Origin of the sequence: Flavobacterium sp. CF136 (assembly GCF_000282055.1) — a bacterium.
Taxonomy (GTDB): Bacteria; Bacteroidota; Bacteroidia; order Flavobacteriales; family Flavobacteriaceae; genus Flavobacterium.
In genome coordinates, this window is the sequence record NZ_AKJZ01000016.1 from 120,249 (window position 1) to 133,153 (window position 12,905).

Here is a 12,905-nt window from a genome sequence, read left to right on the forward strand (position 1 = left end):
TTTAAATCTCTTAAATCAGTATTTTTATACTTCAAAATCCCTGGTTCGTATAAGATTTTTTCGCTAAATTGGGTACATGAAAACAAATTCGGATGTAATAATTATTGGCGGTGGCCTTGCAGGTTTGACAGGAGCAATACATCTGTCAAAAAAAGGACTGAATGTAATCTTAATCGAAAAATCCGAGTACCCGCGTCACAAAGTTTGTGGCGAATATATTTCCAATGAAATTCTGCCCTATCTCCTTTGGCTTGATATAGATGTTTTACAATTTAACCCGGAGAAGATTTCTACTTTTGAATTTACGACACAAAACGGCAAAATTGCCAGAACAAAACTTCCTTTGGGCGGATTTGGTATCAGCAGATATATGCTGGATCATATTTTATATCAAAAAGCATTATCAAATGGCTGTATCATTCTAAAAGAAACCGTCACTGATATTTCTTTTGATAATGATGAATTTTCAGTTACCATTCCCAATCAAATTCTATCGGCAAAATTAGTATTGGGAGCTTTCGGCAAACGTTCTAATATCGATCAGTTTCTGTCACGGGATTTTATCACAAAAAAATCACCATGGCTGGCGGTCAAAGCACATTATTCCGGTAAAATTCCGAATGATATTGTAGCGCTTCATAATTTTAATGGTGGGTATTGTGGTGTTTCAAAAGTTGAAAATAACATTATAAACATCTGTTATCTGGCAGATTATGCTACTTTCAAAAAATATAAAAACATAGAAGAATATCAAAAAAATGTGCTGTATAAAAATAAGCATCTTAAATCTGTCTTTGAAAATAGTACCCTTTTATTTGACAAACCCCTTACGATTAGCCAGATCTCTTTTGATAAAAAACAGCCTGTAGAAAACCATATATTAATGATCGGCGATTCGGCCGGACTCATTCATCCTATGTGCGGTAACGGTATGGCAATGGCAATACACAGCGCAAAAATTGCATCAGAAATGATACTGGATTATCATTCGGGTAAAATCGAATCACGTAACTTACTTGAAAAATCTTATGCAAAACAATGGAAAAAGAATTTTGGTAAGAGATTATTAATGGGAAGGCTTTTGGCGAAAATCTTAACCAACAAAACAATTACTAACGGATTTGTTGCAATCGTAGCAAGGTTACCTTTGGTATTGTCTCAAATAATAAAACAAACACACGGAAAACCCATAGGAGTCAATAAATGTCAATAAATACGAAATACAGGACACAGGAAACGGAAATAATGGATGATTTTTCTCTTCATGGAAGGGAATTACGCACCACACTAGATGAAATTGCCCGTATAAACCAATTACTTGGAGGCAATAAAGTGACTTTAAATGGAATTAAAAGAATAGTAAAGAAAGTCAATACTTCCAAACCTATAGTAATTGCTGATATAGGATGTGGCAATGGTGATATGCTGCGTATGCTGGCCAATTACGGGTTAAAAAACAATCTTAATTTTAAACTAATCGGGATAGATGCAAATGTCTTTACTATAAATTATGCCAAAACATTATCAAATGAATATTCAAATATGGAGTATTTGTGTTTAGATATTTTTAGTGAAGATTTTTCTGCTCTCCAATATGATATTGTTTTATGCACCCTTACCCTGCACCATTTTACTACTGAACAATTATTAAATATAATTACTATCTTTAATAACAATGCAAGCATGGGTATTGTTATCAATGATTTACAGCGCAGTAAATTGGCTTACAAGCTTTTTAAAATAATTAGTATGCTATTCAGCCTGAGCAAAATGTCCCGCGAGGATGGCCTGATATCTATTTTAAGAGGATTTAAGAAAAAGGAACTGGAGGAATTTTCCAAAAAACTGAATTTAAAAAACTATACCATAAATTGGAAATGGGCTTTCCGTTACCAATGGATAATTATAAAAATATGAGTGTCAAGATAATAACTGTAGCCAAACAACTACCACAATATTCGCGTACAACAGAAGAAATACTTCCGCTTTTGGATGGCTGGCTGAATGGTCAGGATGAACGTTTTATAAAAAAAGTAAAAAAAATATTTGAAGGTGCTGCTGTAAACAAACGGTATTCGATCATGAAACCGCTTGAGGTTTTTACAGCAACATCATTTGAAGAAAAAAATGATATTTACAGCCGTGAAATGATTGTTTTAGGCGAAAAAGTATTGGAAAAAGCCCTAAAAAAAGCAAACTGGGCCCCGGAAAGCATCGATTATATTATTACCGTAAGCTGCACGGGCATTATGATTCCTTCTTTAGATGCCTATCTTATCAATAAAATGAAACTGAGACAGGATATCGTGCGTTTACCTGTTACAGAAATGGGTTGTGCAGCAGGGATCTCAGGTATTATATATGCTAAAAACTTTCTTAAAGCCAATCCCGGAAAACGTGCTGCAGTCATCGCGGTAGAATCACCTACGGCAACATTTCAGCTTGATGATTTTTCAATGCCCAATATTGTCAGTGCTGCTATTTTTGGAGATGGTGCCGCCTGCTGTCTTTTATCATCCTGTGAAGAAGATAATGGACCTGAAATACTTGACGAACAAATGTATCATTTTTACGATGCTGAACATATGATGGGCTTTAAGCTTACCAACAGCGGTTTGCAAATGGTATTGGATGTAGAAGTTCCGGACACAATTGCCTCCAATTTTGGGGCTATCATTCATCCATTTTTACAAAAAAATAATTTAGAAATTAAGGATATTGATCATATGATATTTCATCCCGGGGGCAAAAAAATAATTACAACTGTTGAATCTCTTTTTGCTGGCCTGGGTAAAAATATTGATGATACAAAAGAAGTACTAAAACAATATGGCAATATGTCCAGTGCTACGGTATTATATGTTTTAGAAAGAATAATGAATAGCAATCCAAAAGCTGGAGAGAAAGGATTGATGCTTAGTTTTGGCCCCGGATTTTCGGCCCAACGAGTTTTATTACAATGGTAATTATTACATAAAAAAACAAACTATGAACCCAAATGATATTATAGCAAAATTACCTTACAGCAAGCCCTTTTTATTTGTGGATGAGTTGCTTCATGCTGATGAAAACAGTGTTACCGGAACCTATACTTTTAAGGAAGATCTTGACTTTTACAAAGGCCATTTTAAAGATAATCCTGTAACTCCGGGTGTAATTTTAACCGAAACCATGGCTCAGATAGGTATGGTTTGCCTGGGAATTTATTTATTGGGTGATGCCTTTAAGAAAGATACCGTTATTGCTTTTACATCTGCAGATATGCAGTTTTTAAAACCGGTATATCCGAATGAAAAAGTCACTGTAATTTCCAAAAAAACATTTTTCAGGTTTGGCAAACTAAAGTGTGATGTGGTCATGAAAAATGAAGCCGGACAGGAAGTTTGTAAAGGTATTTTAGCCGGAATGATAACTGCAAAATTATGAGTAAGCGGGTTGTAATAACAGGTCTTGGCGTAGCAGCTCCAAACGGAGTTGGAATTCCTGCGTTTACACATGCCATAAAAAACGGATTATCAGGTATAAAGCATGATGCTCAATTACAAGAGCTGCAGTTTTCCTGCCAGATAGCGGGTAAACCGGAGATTACGGAGGAACTTAAATTGCAATGTTTTACGGACCTTGAACTACGCGGGTTTAACAGTACTGGTATTTTATATGGTGTTATTGCAGGTATGGAAGCCTGGAAAAATGCCGGATTACCAATAGAAACCAACAATGAACCGAATTGGGACAGCGGTACTATTTTTGGATCAGGTACATCAGGCATCGATAAATTTCGTGAAAGCATTTATAAAATAGATGAATTTCAAACACGTAAACTTGGAAGTACCGTCGTGGCACAAACCATGAACAGTGGCATAAGTGCTTATCTTGGCGGAAAACTGGGACTTGGGAATCAGGTAACTACAAATTCATCGGCATGTTCAACAGGTACCGAAGCTATTATAATGGCTTATGACCGAATAATATCCGGACAGGCAAAACGTATATTAGCCGGAAGTACAGGTGATAGCGGTCCATATATTTGGGGTGGATTTGACGCCTTGCGTGTATGCAGTTCCAAATACAACGAAAATCCTGAACTTGGCTCCCGCCCTATGAGTGCCACAGCAGCAGGATTTGTACCCGGTAGTGGCGCCGGAGCTTTGGTTATTGAAGATCTTGATAGTGCTTTGGAACGCGGTGCAACAATTTATGCCGAAATTTTGGGTGGAAATGTAAACTCCGGCGGGCAGCGCGGAAACGGAAGCATGACTGCACCAAATAGTGCTGCGGTACAACGATGTATTATTGATGCGCTTAATAGTTCCGGTATTTTGCCAGCAGATGTTGATGCTATTAACGGTCATCTTACTGCTACTACAAAAGATAGCCTGGAAATCGAAAACTGGATAGAAGCATTAAACCGAAAAGGAAATAACTTTCCGTATATAAATTCCTTAAAAAGTATGACAGGGCATTGTCTTGGTGCGGCCGGAAGTATAGAAAGCGTAGCTGCAGTTTTGCAGCTTCATGAAGGTTTTTTGTTTGGGAATACAAATTGCGAAGATCTTCATCCGGAAATTACGGCTCTTATTGATTCTTCAAAAGTGCCTTTTAAAACGATTAACACTGATTTAAATATAATTGCTAAAGCCAGCTTTGGTTTTGGAGATGTAAATGCCTGTGTACTATTTAAAAAATATAAAAATTAATTATGAACAGAGAAGAACTAATTGCGAAACTAAAAGTCATCATAAAGCCTTATGCAACCAATACTGATGCTTATGACAATCTTACAGAGAATACTGATTTCATTAACGATCTTAGTATTAATTCGGCTAACCTTGTAGATATTGTACTCGATATTGAAGAAACTTTTGATGTTGTAATTGATAATACGGATATGGAGCGAATGCTCGATGTTAAAACTGCCGTTGAAATTATAGAAACTAAACTCGCTGCAAAATGATTGGTAATGACGTGATAGACCTAATACAATCACGTCATGAAAGTAATTGGCAGCGCAAAGGTTTTATAGAAAAGCTGTTTACTGCCGAAGAACAATTGCTTATAAAACATGATTCTGATCCTGAAATTATGGTTTGGCTGCTTTGGAGTATGAAAGAAGCTGCCTATAAAATTTATAACAGACAGACAAAATTACGGCAATACATTCCTAAAAAACTGATTTGCATCATATTATCAAACAACAATGATTACATTACAGGTCAGGTAACTTGCTGCGAAAATGTTTACCATACCAAAACAACCATTTTAACTGATAGCATACATACAATAGCGGTTAGCTTTCTACACGATTTAAATAATGTAATTGAAATTGAAAACAGAAACATTTTTAAAGACGAAAATGCTATTCCATTTTTAAATAGTTTACAGAATACATTTCAGGATGTTTCAATTAGTCATCATGGCCGATTTGAAAAAGTAGTCACTATTATTAAAAAGAATAGCAGGCAAAATCAACAAGATTCAGTTTTTAGATAACATTAAATTTGACTGCACAAATCAATAAATGGTGATTTTTATAACTTTTATTTCGTACTATGCATTCATAAATAAATTCTAATCAATTGATTGAATAGTAATTGTAGGCCCTACTTCTGTGTCTCCTAAAGTCGCGTTTGTAGTATTTCCTGTAGTGGTTCTAACACTTATTACCAATGGAGTTACGCCTACTGTTACTAAATGAGAAAAGCCAAGTGTTCCGGCAAAAGCACCACTGTTTACTGCCTCACAATGTGCTACAGCTGATATTTTTGTATTGGTAGTATCATTATATAAAGCTAATCTAAGAAATGCACCATTATTAAAATGTATCCATCCTACAGCAAAATCTATTCGATAGGTTTTTCCTGCCGGTAACGTAAAAGTCTGGTTAGAAGAATTGTAGGCCAGCGATACTCCTCCGGAAGCTGTAGTAGTTCCAAATGCAATTTTTCCCCCTGCTGAATTGGTTATTGTCTGACCAGATAAATTTGTAAACAAGCCATAAACCGGTGTGTTATAAATATCGCTTTTTACACGTAACCAATTTGCACTGTCCCAATAATAAAAACCGGGTGTAACTGTAGTGGCACCACTTCCATTTGTGGCTGTATTATAAACAATTGTTCCATTAACCAGAGAACCGCTTGCAGGATTTGTTACAGGAGACGCGCTGGCAGATGATGTCAATGCAACCCTGGGTGCCAAGAGACCCTGTGTACTTGAAGTTATATCTAATATTCCGTTAGGTGTTGTTGTACCTATTCCTACCTGGGCATTAAGAAAATTAAAAAACAAAAATGTAAAGAGTAAAATTTTGATTTTCATAACTAAATGAATTTAAAATTAATGTTTTTTACTAAATCAAATAATAAAACCTAACCGAAAGTATTTGAAATCTTACAATGACTATTCAGCTATTAAAATTATTTTTTTCAAACGCTATCAAAATATTCTCTATTTTTTAACTAGTCTGATTTTAAATGAATGTTAATTTGATTGGATTCTTAAATTGTAATTGCATGAGTATACTGAAGCAGCCTGAAACTGCAACAGCACTTTAGATTAAAAAGCAATAGTTGATTTGACTGTTTTTTTACAGTTTAATTTCAAAATCAGATAATGTCTTTATTTATTAAAAGGTAGTTTTATCTAAAAAGAGTAATTGTATCTGTTAGATTTTCTTTATTAATGAATGCTGTAATAAATTCCTGAACTTCATTAGTGCTTTCAAGCGGAATTTCAAACGAGTTGATATGAAATTCATCATCCTGATCCAAAATATGTATAATTTCTGTATATCCTTTCGAAATTAAACTACCTTTTAATTTAATTATATTCAACTGTTGTTGACCATCTAACTCCTTGCGAACTTTAAGTTTTATAGCTTTTTCCATTGTAAATATTTTAAATTAATAATCTGTAACTTTATTACCAAATATAAATATTTACAAGTAAGAATATACATAAAAAACAAAACATAATACATTATTTATCAACATATTCCTGAAGAAAAAATTGTGACAGTATTAATGATATTTTAGAAAATAAAAAAGCTGCCTTTGATAAGACAGCTTTTAAAATAGTTAACTAATCAGAATTTACAAAATATCGATCATTTTTGGAGGTTTCTGTTTTGCTTCTTCTTTTTTCGGAATCGATAAAAGCAACAGTCCGTTTTGATAACGTGCACTGATATTCTCTTCATCCACCACATTTTTTGGCAATTCAAAACTTCTTTGGAAGGATTGATAGCTGAACTCCCTGCGGGTGAAATTTTCCTCCTGCGTGTTTTGTTCATGCTCCTTTACCGAAGAAATAATCAATAAATTTCCATCAAGTGTTATTTTGAAATCATTCTTGTCCAGACCTGGAGCAGCGACTTCAACTTCATAATTTTCTTCTGTTTCTTTGATGTTTACAGATGGCAGCGTTGTACTAGTTTTTGAAAAATTGTTGTTTTCCCAATTGAAAAGATCGCGGCCAAAGATGTCATCAAAAAATAAACTTTGAAGACCTGGCATCAGGTTTCCATTTCTTTTAATTAGATTCATAACAGTTACTTTTAAAATTGTTAGACAATAAATTTTTGAACTTGCACATATGTACGTGCAAAAGGCAAAAAACAAAAAATATGCCAGCCTGTTTAAGTGACAATTTTTCAAAAAAGACATGAAAAATTGTCATAAGAATCAATAGCTTACAAAAAATAATTAAGACTTTTCATATCAAAAAACCTCTTTATATAAAAATATTAGATTTTGTTTCTTGCTGAATAATGTAGTAATTTTTTTATATATTTATTGTAGATATCGAAAATATGGCACCTTTCTTATTCAGAATACAAGCCTAAATTTGGTAATAATTTTTCAGAAATACTTTTTTATATGAAATATTCAATACTACTTTTTTTAATTGGATTTTATTCCGTTGCTTTTGCACAAAAAGAGAAAAAATATTTGGCTCAGGTAAATCTGGATGGCAAATATGGATTTATTGACGCCTCGGGACATGAAGTAATTCCACTTATTTATGACGATGCCGGAATATGGGGCAACAACCTCGTTCCTGTAAATATTGGAAAATATACCCCTAAAATTGACCCCCCTTCCATAGAGGTTGCCGAACCTGATGTAATACAGGCAGAAAATTCTGTTGAATCTGATAATGAAAAGATTGTTCCTATAAAAATAAAAGAAGAAAAAGGCAAATGGGGCTATTGTAACAGTTCAGGGACATTGGTAATTCCTGCACAATTTACAAATACAACTTTCTTTAATGAAGGAATGGCGGGTGTAGAAATCGATGGAAAATGGGGCTTTATAAATACTCAGGGAAAAATAGTTGTTCAGCCGGTTTATGATGAGATTGGATATTTTTCTCAGGGGCTTGCCGCAGTTGCAAAAAATGGATCTTATGGCTACATCAATTTAAAAGGCGAAGAAGTGATTAAACTTCAATATATTGGCGCTAAAGCTTTTGAAAACGGATATGCATTAGTGTACGAGAACCATCCTTCCAAAAACAATAACAGAACATCTATTGGCAGGCTCATTAATTTAAAGGGTGAAATGGTTACGGATGCCAAATATTGTATCGATATTGTTTTTTTGAATGGCCTGGCAAGTTTCTTATTAGCTGACAGTGAAAACTCTTTATATGGACTTATAAATATGAAGGGGCAAATTGTGGCACCCCCAATCTATTTCGAAATTTTAGACTTTAGCGATGGCCTGGCCAGAGTTATGGTTTACAAACGCGATAAAATTTATAATGAGTATACTCCAAATTTTGGCTATATCGATAGCAAAGGAAAAGAAATTGTAAAGCCTGTTTTTGCCACAGCGGAGAGTTTTAACTATGGTAAAGCAGTAATAGCAAGATTTGACGATAAGGATGACGGAGAGCTGGATCATGCCCTGATTAATACCAAAGGGGAATTTATACTTGGCTTTAATTGGAGGCAATTAATTCTTATAGACAACCAACATCTTTTGGCAAGCATTAAAAACAAATACGAAACATTACTAATAAATAGTCAGGGAAAAAAGATACAGTCTTTTGGGGATAATGGACTTGCTACCTTGGGTAATGGGTTATCTGTCATCACAAATACAAATGATGAGCCGATAGCTTTTATTGGTGTCGACAAAAAAATATCAATTGATTTGAGCAAAAGCAAAAACAGAAAATTCGTATCATACCAATTTGGTCTGATACGTTTTCAATATTTGAGCAGTAATTACGAAGAATCCCGTAATATAAAACTGGGTCTTTTGGATTTAAAAGACAATGTGATTATTGAACCAAAATATAACGAAATATCAGATTTTGTTCCAACAGTCAGGCCTTAAATTATATAATAAATAGAAGACCATCCAGACTAAATAGTATTGAAATTCAATAACTTTTTTAATCAGGTTTTAAAATGTTGTTGCTACAGATTTAAGGATTATCCACTTCCCGTTTCGTTTTTCAAGATGCATTGTTTGTTGCAAGCGCCAATTATTTCGTGTACCCCAGATTTGGGCATCCAAAAGATTCTGACCTACAAATATGGCTTTGTCTCCATCAATTTTTACTGAAGCTTTTATTTCTGTACAGGAATAATATTTCATTCGTTCACTTTCAATATCGGAAAACCATTCCTCTTTTGACTGTACATATCCTGTGATGTGAGTGAGCGTGAAAGATGGATCTAAAATCTTATTCATTTCTACAACATTCTTATAAATCATCAACAGCAGTGTCAGTTGTCGGGTTACTTCAAGAACCTGCAATTTATCGTTATCAGTTTCCATAACACTATTACTTTTTTATGGGTGCTTCTACACCTGAGAAAGCTAATACAGCTGCAGGTAATCTTTCTCCTGAAATTTGTATGGTATCCAATTCTTTATTGAATTGCTGTAATTCTTCAACCGCAAATACAACATTATTTGATCCAGTATTTTCCAGCATATGTGCCATTTGTGTCGTTCCCGGGATGGGTACAATCCATGGTTTTTGTGCCAGTAGCCACGCTAACGATATTTGCGCAGGGCTTACATTTTTCTTTATGCTCCAGCTTTTTATCAAATCTACGAGTTTAAGGTTCTGGGGCAAATTATCAGGAGAAAATCGGGATTCTATACCGCGAATGTCTCCGGGAGCGAATCTTGTATTTGCATCGATAGCTCCGGTTAGGAAACCAACGCCCAAAGGACTCCACGAAACAAAACCGATGCCCAGTTCCTCGCAAAGCGGAATAATTTCTTTTTCCGGACCGCGCCATAACAATGAATATTCATTCTGAATAGCGGTTATGGGATGAATTGCGTGCGCTCGTCTTACAGTTTGTACACCGGGTTCCGAAAGTCCGTAATGCAATACTTTGCCATCTTTAATCAAATCTTTTATAGTTCCAACAACATCTTCAATAGGAACATTGGGATCGACACGATGCTGATACAATAAATCTATGCGGTCAGTACGGAGGCGTTGCAGCATTCCTTCCACTACTTTTTTAATATGTTCAGGACGGCTGTTGAGACCTGGTAAACGTTTGCCTGTTTCCAGATCGATATTCCAGCCGAACTTTGATGAGACTACTACTTTGTCCCGAAAAGAGGCAATACCTTCACCAAGAATCCGCTCGACTTCATGAGGACCGTAAGCTTCGGCTGCGTCGAAAAAAGTGACGTCCTTGTCGAAAGCACTCCTGATGATATTATGCATTTCAGGTCGTGAAGGAATCGTTGTCTGATAGGTTCGGCTCATGTTCTGAACACCAAGACCTATACTGGAAACTTCAAGAGATTTACCAAGTTTTCTTCTTCCCGAAAAAGGTTGCTGGGAATTATCTTTTCCGAAAGGTTTTCGTTCTGAATTTGTTGTTTGGGCAAAAGAAGAGAAAGGCAATAATGCACTTCCTGCCATTGCAAGCCCGGCTGTTTTTAATAGGATTCTACGATTCATAACAATACTATTTTGTTAGATAAAAATTTTAATTATATATCCAGCTTTCTGTTAATAAGCCATTTAACCATTTCTGGATCACGGTGGTCAAAAAACAAGCTTTTATTTGTATCCAGTGTTGCAATTGTTTCCATATCCTGATCAGAAAGGCTGAAATCGAAAATATCAAAGTTCTCTGCCATTCTTTCTTTTTTAACCGATTTCGGGATAACGATTACACCGCGTTGAGTGAGCCAGCGAAGAATAACCTGAGCAATACTTTTATTATATTTTTTACCTATGGAACTTAACAATTCATTTTTGAAAATATCATTTTTTCCTTCTGCAAACGGACCCCAGGATTCAATCTGTACATTATTGTCCTGAAGGAATTTTTGTGTCTCAATTTGCTGATGAAAAGGATGTGTCTCAATTTGGTTAATTGCAGGGACAACTTTGTTATTCAGAATTAAATCGATTAATCTGTCAGGATGAAAATTGGCAACACCTATGGCCTTAATCTTTCCTTCAGAATACAATTCTTCCATTGCCCGCCATGAACCGTGAACATCACCATAAGGCTGATGAATCAGATATAAATCCAGATAATCTAATTGCAGTCTGTCCAGCGATTTTTGAAATGCCTTTTTAGTATTTTCATAACCAGCGTCCTGAACCCATAGTTTAGTCGTAATAAATAATTCTTCCCTGGCTATTCCACTTTTTTTAATAGCATTGCCCACCGAAACTTCATTCAAATAGGAAGCTGCGGTATCAAGGGAACGATACCCCGTGTTTATAGCATCAATTACGCTTTTTTCACATTCTAACGGATCTGTGATTTGAAAAACACCAAACCCTAATATTGGCATTTCAAGACCATTATTCAATAATACATTTTTCATTTAATATTTTTTAAATTTGATAATACAAAATTCCTTCAATTACACGATTTTATAGTATACAGATTACTGATATGATTACCATTTTTACTGATTTAGACCGTTAGGTTAACTTTATTAATCATCTGAACAGTATATTTGTATAGCAAATTAAAAGGACAATGACATGGAACAGATTATAAAACTTGAAAGAATCGCTCAATACAATAAACTTAAAGAAATTGAAACCCAGCATCCTTTAATTAGTGTTTTCGATAATTCTAAAACAAAAGCATTACCAAATCACTGTCGTATGCATTTTGGTTTTTATGCTGTTTTTTTAAAAGCCGGAGTTTGTGGCGAATTGAAATACGGACGCAACAATTATGATTATGATGACGGAACTATGGTTTTTGTTGCTCCCGGACAGGTAATTGAAGTTAAAAATGAAGATGGTTATAAACCTATGGGTTTGGGACTCCTTTTTCATCCTGACATTATAAAAGGAACTGCGTTAGCGAAAAAAATGAGTCAATATTCTTTCTTTTCATATGATTTCCATGAAGCATTGCATTTGTCGTTAAAAGAACAGCAGATTATAAAAGATTTATTTAGTAAAATTGAGTACGAATTAAATCAGTCGATAGATAAACACAGTAAAAGTATCATAACCAACAATATTGAATTGCTGTTAAATTATTGCGTCCGGTTTTATGACAGGCAATTTATAACCCGTGAGAGTATTAATACTGATATCTTATCAAAATTTGAAAACTTGTTAAATGATTATTTCCTGTCTGAAGCTCCACAGGATTCAGGCCTTCCTTCTGTTGGGTATTTTGCAGAGCGTTTGCATCTTTCTCCTAATTATTTTGGTGACTTAATCAAAAAAGAGACCGGTAAATCTGCTCAGGAACACATTCAGTTGAAATTAATAAATTTAGCCAAAGAGCGAATTTTTGATACCGGAAAATCTGTTAGTCAGATAGCATTTGACCTGGGTTTTAAATATCCTCAGCATTTTAATCGAATGTTTAAAAAAAATACCGGTTATACACCTATTGAATACAGAAGCTTAAACTAAGAATTTGTAATTAA

The 12,905-nt window shown here is 34.7% G+C and carries 15 protein-coding genes; 9 read left to right on the top strand and 6 right to left on the bottom strand.

Annotated features, from left to right (window positions below; genetic code table 11):
* Positions 1-76: 76 nt before the first annotated feature.
* The 7 genes from PMI10_RS07080 to PMI10_RS21605 are packed head-to-tail and all read left to right on the top strand — an operon-like array spanning position 77 to position 5,490.
* Positions 77-1,213, top strand: coding sequence for an NAD(P)/FAD-dependent oxidoreductase (locus tag PMI10_RS07080; protein WP_007806110.1), 1,137 nt, complete (start codon positions 77-79; stop codon positions 1,211-1,213).
* Positions 1,204-1,917, top strand: a complete 714-nt coding sequence (locus PMI10_RS07085) for a methyltransferase domain-containing protein (protein ID WP_035631520.1) — start codon at positions 1,204-1,206, stop codon at positions 1,915-1,917. The genes PMI10_RS07080 and PMI10_RS07085 overlap by 10 nt, the downstream gene beginning before the upstream one ends.
* Positions 1,914-2,966, top strand: a complete 1,053-nt coding sequence (locus PMI10_RS07090) for a type III polyketide synthase (protein WP_035631530.1) — start codon at positions 1,914-1,916, stop codon at positions 2,964-2,966. Before PMI10_RS07085 ends, PMI10_RS07090 begins: the two co-directional genes overlap by 4 nt.
* A gap of 22 nt (positions 2,967-2,988) precedes the next feature.
* Positions 2,989-3,426: a 3-hydroxyacyl-ACP dehydratase FabZ family protein gene (locus PMI10_RS07095; RefSeq protein ID WP_007806115.1), complete on the top strand. Its 438-nt coding sequence runs from the start codon at positions 2,989-2,991 to the stop codon at positions 3,424-3,426.
* Positions 3,423-4,697 (top strand): beta-ketoacyl-[acyl-carrier-protein] synthase family protein, encoded by a 1,275-nt coding sequence (locus tag PMI10_RS07100; protein WP_007806117.1) that lies wholly within the window; start codon positions 3,423-3,425, stop codon positions 4,695-4,697. Before PMI10_RS07095 ends, PMI10_RS07100 begins: the two co-directional genes overlap by 4 nt.
* A 2-nt stretch (positions 4,698-4,699) precedes the next feature.
* Positions 4,700-4,954 (top strand): acyl carrier protein, encoded by a 255-nt coding sequence (locus tag PMI10_RS07105; RefSeq protein WP_007806119.1) that lies wholly within the window; start codon positions 4,700-4,702, stop codon positions 4,952-4,954.
* Positions 4,951-5,490, top strand: a complete 540-nt coding sequence (locus tag PMI10_RS21605; RefSeq protein WP_007806121.1) for a 4'-phosphopantetheinyl transferase family protein — start codon at positions 4,951-4,953, stop codon at positions 5,488-5,490. The genes PMI10_RS07105 and PMI10_RS21605 overlap by 4 nt, the downstream gene beginning before the upstream one ends.
* 78 nt (positions 5,491-5,568) lie before the next feature.
* Here PMI10_RS21605 and PMI10_RS21610 read toward each other — a convergent pair whose 3' ends face one another.
* From PMI10_RS21610 to PMI10_RS07125, 3 genes are all read right to left on the bottom strand, one after another.
* Positions 5,569-6,318: a hypothetical protein gene (locus tag PMI10_RS21610; protein WP_007806124.1), complete on the bottom strand. Its 750-nt coding sequence runs from the start codon at positions 6,316-6,318 to the stop codon at positions 5,569-5,571.
* 320 nt (positions 6,319-6,638) lie between these two features.
* Positions 6,639-6,887: a hypothetical protein gene (locus tag PMI10_RS07120; protein WP_007806126.1), complete on the bottom strand. Its 249-nt coding sequence runs from the start codon at positions 6,885-6,887 to the stop codon at positions 6,639-6,641.
* A 204-nt stretch (positions 6,888-7,091) separates the two neighbouring features.
* On the bottom strand, positions 7,092-7,544 hold the full coding sequence (locus tag PMI10_RS07125; RefSeq protein ID WP_007806127.1) for an Hsp20/alpha crystallin family protein: 453 nt from the start codon (positions 7,542-7,544) through the stop codon (positions 7,092-7,094).
* 333 nt (positions 7,545-7,877) lie between these two features.
* On the opposite strand from PMI10_RS07125, the gene PMI10_RS07130 reads away from it, so the two are divergent.
* Entirely contained in the window at positions 7,878-9,344 is a 1,467-nt protein-coding gene (locus PMI10_RS07130) for a WG repeat-containing protein (RefSeq protein ID WP_007806129.1), read from the top strand.
* Between the two features lie 69 nt (positions 9,345-9,413).
* Here PMI10_RS07130 and PMI10_RS07135 read toward each other — a convergent pair whose 3' ends face one another.
* From PMI10_RS07135 to PMI10_RS07145, 3 genes are read right to left on the bottom strand one after another with little or no spacing between them, the layout of a single operon-like run.
* The gene (locus PMI10_RS07135) at positions 9,414-9,791 is read right to left on the bottom strand and encodes a nuclear transport factor 2 family protein (protein WP_007806131.1); all 378 of its coding nucleotides are present in this window, start codon (positions 9,789-9,791) and stop codon (positions 9,414-9,416) included.
* A 7-nt stretch (positions 9,792-9,798) separates the two neighbouring features.
* Positions 9,799-10,947: an aldo/keto reductase gene (locus tag PMI10_RS07140; protein WP_007806133.1), complete on the bottom strand. Its 1,149-nt coding sequence runs from the start codon at positions 10,945-10,947 to the stop codon at positions 9,799-9,801.
* Positions 10,948-10,979: 32 nt separating this feature from the next.
* Positions 10,980-11,831 carry an aldo/keto reductase gene (locus PMI10_RS07145; RefSeq protein WP_007806135.1) on the bottom strand — a complete coding sequence of 284 codons (852 nt, stop codon included), beginning with the start codon at positions 11,829-11,831 and terminating at the stop codon, positions 10,980-10,982.
* A gap of 163 nt (positions 11,832-11,994) precedes the next feature.
* Between PMI10_RS07145 and PMI10_RS07150 the strand changes: the two genes are divergently transcribed.
* Positions 11,995-12,891 carry a helix-turn-helix domain-containing protein gene (locus tag PMI10_RS07150; protein WP_007806137.1) on the top strand — a complete coding sequence of 299 codons (897 nt, stop codon included), beginning with the start codon at positions 11,995-11,997 and terminating at the stop codon, positions 12,889-12,891.
* The last annotated feature ends 14 nt before the right edge of the window (positions 12,892-12,905 follow it).